We start from the raw sequence: 3,250 nt of genomic DNA, 5'->3' as shown, positions 1-3,250 counted from the left end.
TGTTTCTGCTGAGTCAAAATGCCCGAAAACTGACGGTATTGCCTGTCCATGGATTGCTAGATATAATGGCCACAACTTAGGAAAGGAAAAGGACGCCTCTCTTTTGCGTGGCACCGGACCAACGGTGTCACTAGAGACGTCCATCCCAATAATCAACGTATGGTTATTGTATCAGTTTTTCAGCTGCTGTGGAGTGCTGAAATGAGTGTTTTTTGTCAGGAGTGAAGAAGTCATTCCCTGTCCTTGTTGCCAAGGATATCTCGGGGTGATCGGGAGTCGACGCAGAAGGTACATACAAAGTTCGGGTGAAAAAGTGACACTCGTGATTCGTAGGATGCGCTGTGAATCGTGTTGCAAGATACACCACGAACTCCCCAACATCTTAGTCCCCTACAAGCGTTATGATGCGGCAAGTATTGAGGAGACCGTCAGCCAACAAAATCCTGCAGTTGCGGCAGACGAGTCAACCCTTTTTCGCCTGCGGCAGTGGTTCACCAGTTGGTCCCCTTATGCAGTAGGATGTTTAACTGCCATTGCCCATCGATTCAATCTTCCTGTGCCGGAGTTGTCCACTCCTTCGCAATCTCCACTCCAAACCATTGGACGGTTTGTCGGCGATGCCGATGGGTGGCTGGCCAGAGTTGTCCGGCCGATTGCAAATACACATTTGTGGGTACATACCCGTTCTGCATGTCTGTCCGCATGAACCCAGTCTACAGTCATCCTAGGTCTACTAAAAGGAGGGCTTAGACGTGAAAGATGGGAAGAAGGCGGAAGAAATTGCGGTAGCGAGGTTTCAACTATTATCTCCACTGCTCGAGGATGGCTTGGATCCAGCGAAGCTGAGGGAGATGAAGGCCCAGCTCTGTGTACAAACAGGGTTATCGGAACGAACCTTGCGGCGTTATCTGAAGGAATATCACCAAGATGGGTTCGGCGGACTCAAACCTAAGGGGAAAGGTCGTACGAATCTATGTATGTCCGTTTCAGACGAACTCTTGGACGCGGCGATTGGGCTACGCAGAGAGGTGCCAAGCCGAAGCGTGTCGCAAATTATTCAGATCTTAGAATGGGAAGGCAAAGCGAAGAAAGGGCAAATCAAGCGTAGCACGTTGCAGGAGAGGTTTGCACAGCGAGGATATAGTTCCAGGCAGATGCGGATGTATACCCAGTCTGGCGTTGCGGCTCGACGATTCCAAAAGAAACATCGCAACCAATTGTTCCAAAGTGATATCAAGTTTGGGCCCTACGTTTTTGTTGGAAACAGCGGTACAAAGGTGCAGGCCTACCTGGTTGCCTTCATCGATGACGCCACGCGGTATGTTCTGCATGCAGCGTTCTATGCGACACTTGACAAGTGCATTGTCATCGACTGCATGCGGCAAGTGATGCAGAAATATGGGGTGCCAGAAGCTGTATATTTCGATAACGGCAAGCAATTTCGCAACAAGTGGATGATTAGGACTTGTTCCAAGCTTGGCATACGTCTTCTCTATACGGCACCCTATGCAGCTGAAAGTAAGGGAAAAATTGAACGGCTGAATCAAACGGTCGATTCATTTCTTGCGGAGTTTGCACTGGAGAAAGAACAAACGCTCGACCGACTCAATGAATTGTTTCAGGTTTGGCTCAGTGAATGCTACCAGAACAAACCACATTCTGCACTCGGTGAAAATACAAGTCCACAAATGGCGTATCAATGTGACCCGAAACCACTGCGGTTCGTGAGTACAGAGGTTATGGCAAACGCCTTCCTGCACATGGAGACGCGTAAGGTTGATAAGGCTGGATGCATCAGTTTTCAGGGTAAGAAGTACGAGGTAGGCTTGTCGTTCATCGGCAGGACAGTCGATGTTGTGTATGACCCGACTGACACGATGATACTCACGATTGAGTATCCAAACCATGAACCATGGACAGCAAGAGAGCTGGTCATTGGTGAACGCTCAGGCAGGCGTCCCTCTATGCCTGAACACCTTGGAACCATTCCTGCAGACTCCTCCCGGCTCCTTGCCGCAGCAGCGGACAAGCATAAAGACAGAATCGACCAAATTACCCCGGCCGTACGCTATGACAGCGTTTGGAAAGATGGTGAAGGGAGTGTTTGAGTCGTTCTACGAGTTTATCCACACCCCCTTTTCCCGTGACATCCCGACAGACCAACTATACATGCCACAAGGAATCGAGGATATTTTGGGCAGGCTCAAATATGCGGCAGAACGACAGTGGTTCGCCGTAGTCACAGGAGATTGCGGGACAGGTAAGACGACGACCATTCGTCGGTTCTCAGACGCACTTGAGAACTCCAAGTTCAAGATTTTGTATCTGTCAGACTCAAAGCTAACGCCTCGTCATTTCTACAAAGGGATGTTAGAGCAACTCGGATATGAGGCGAAGTTTTATCGTGGAGACGCCAAACGCCAATTGCATCGTGAGATTGAACTCATGCGCGGTATCCATAATCTAAGTCCAGTGGTCATCATGGACGAGAGCCATTTGCTCGACCGAGAGATGCTGGAAGAATTGAGATTCCTCCTCAACTTCAAAATGGACTCACAGAGTCCTATGGCCTTGATTCTGGTGGGACAAAATGAGTTGTGGGACAGACTCAACCTGCAGGCATATGCCGCCATCCGCCAGAGGATTGACTTGCAGTGTCGGCTCCACTATTATGACCGAGCTCAAGTTGGGCAGTACATTGAGCAACACCTAAACTATGCTGGTGCAGAGCAAACCATCTTTTCTGAGAAATCCATCGATGAAATCTACCGTTTCTCCACAGGAGCCCCACGACTGGTGAACAAAATCTGTACACATTGCTTGATGTACGGCGCCCAGAACCGGCAGCGGATTATTGACGACCACATCGTGAATCGCGTGATTCAGGGTGAACTCTCATGAGACGTCCGCCAATGACCATGTATTATTGTGACCATATGGACCGGTGGTGTGTTGATACAGGAGACACGCCTTACTGGCTGAGTTGCGGAGAGGGATTCGAGCTTTGTGTTGGGAAGTTGAACTTGCCATGCCGAATTGAATTTGCGAAGGGCTGGTACATTATTGTCAACGACGTGGCTCTTGCTCTCATGGAACACAGACGTTACTTGATAACTCTAAACTAACGTAAGACTGCGGGGAAGGGAGGCAAACTTCCTTCCCTCCACGCCGTGCCTTTGGACATCCAGCGTGGCAACTTCTGGACAAAGTACACCGTCTATCTCCGGACTCTATTCATTAGCTTTAACAG

5 protein-coding genes are annotated in these 3,250 nt (G+C 49.4%); all 5 read left to right on the top strand.

The features are described from left to right. Positions 1 to 205 (top strand): hypothetical protein (locus tag ATW55_RS16790; RefSeq protein ID WP_235587072.1); only part of this gene is annotated, 205 nt, incomplete at its 5' end. Next, entirely contained in the window at positions 206 to 706 is a 501-nt protein-coding gene (locus tag ATW55_RS15805) for a DUF6431 domain-containing protein (RefSeq protein ID WP_082685707.1), read from the top strand. It begins immediately after the preceding gene. A gap of 46 nt (positions 707 to 752) precedes the next feature. Further along, the gene (locus ATW55_RS09160) at positions 753 to 2,108 is read left to right on the top strand and encodes a DDE-type integrase/transposase/recombinase (protein ID WP_067716091.1); all 1,356 of its coding nucleotides are present in this window, start codon (positions 753 to 755) and stop codon (positions 2,106 to 2,108) included. Further along, positions 2,101 to 2,901 carry an ExeA family protein gene (locus ATW55_RS09155; protein ID WP_067715762.1) on the top strand — a complete coding sequence of 267 codons (801 nt, stop codon included), beginning with the start codon at positions 2,101 to 2,103 and terminating at the stop codon, positions 2,899 to 2,901. The genes ATW55_RS09160 and ATW55_RS09155 overlap by 8 nt, the downstream gene beginning before the upstream one ends. Then, positions 2,898 to 3,125 (top strand): DUF5348 domain-containing protein, encoded by a 228-nt coding sequence (locus ATW55_RS17320; RefSeq protein ID WP_067715759.1) that lies wholly within the window; start codon positions 2,898 to 2,900, stop codon positions 3,123 to 3,125. Before ATW55_RS09155 ends, ATW55_RS17320 begins: the two co-directional genes overlap by 4 nt. The last annotated feature ends 125 nt before the right edge of the window (positions 3,126 to 3,250 follow it).

It is taken from the genome of Ferroacidibacillus organovorans (genome assembly GCF_001516615.1).
Taxonomy (GTDB): domain Bacteria; phylum Bacillota; class Bacilli; order Alicyclobacillales; family SLC66; genus Ferroacidibacillus; species Ferroacidibacillus ferrooxidans_B.
The sequence above is the reverse complement of the archived record's forward strand: the minus strand, read 5'-3'. Positions and strand labels throughout refer to the sequence as shown.

What these genes read in the sequence shown, in the direction of transcription:
- ATW55_RS17320 (WP_067715759.1), top strand. Translation starts at nt 2,898, where the DNA reads ATGAGACGTCCGCCAATGACCATGTATTATTGTGACCATATGGACCGG.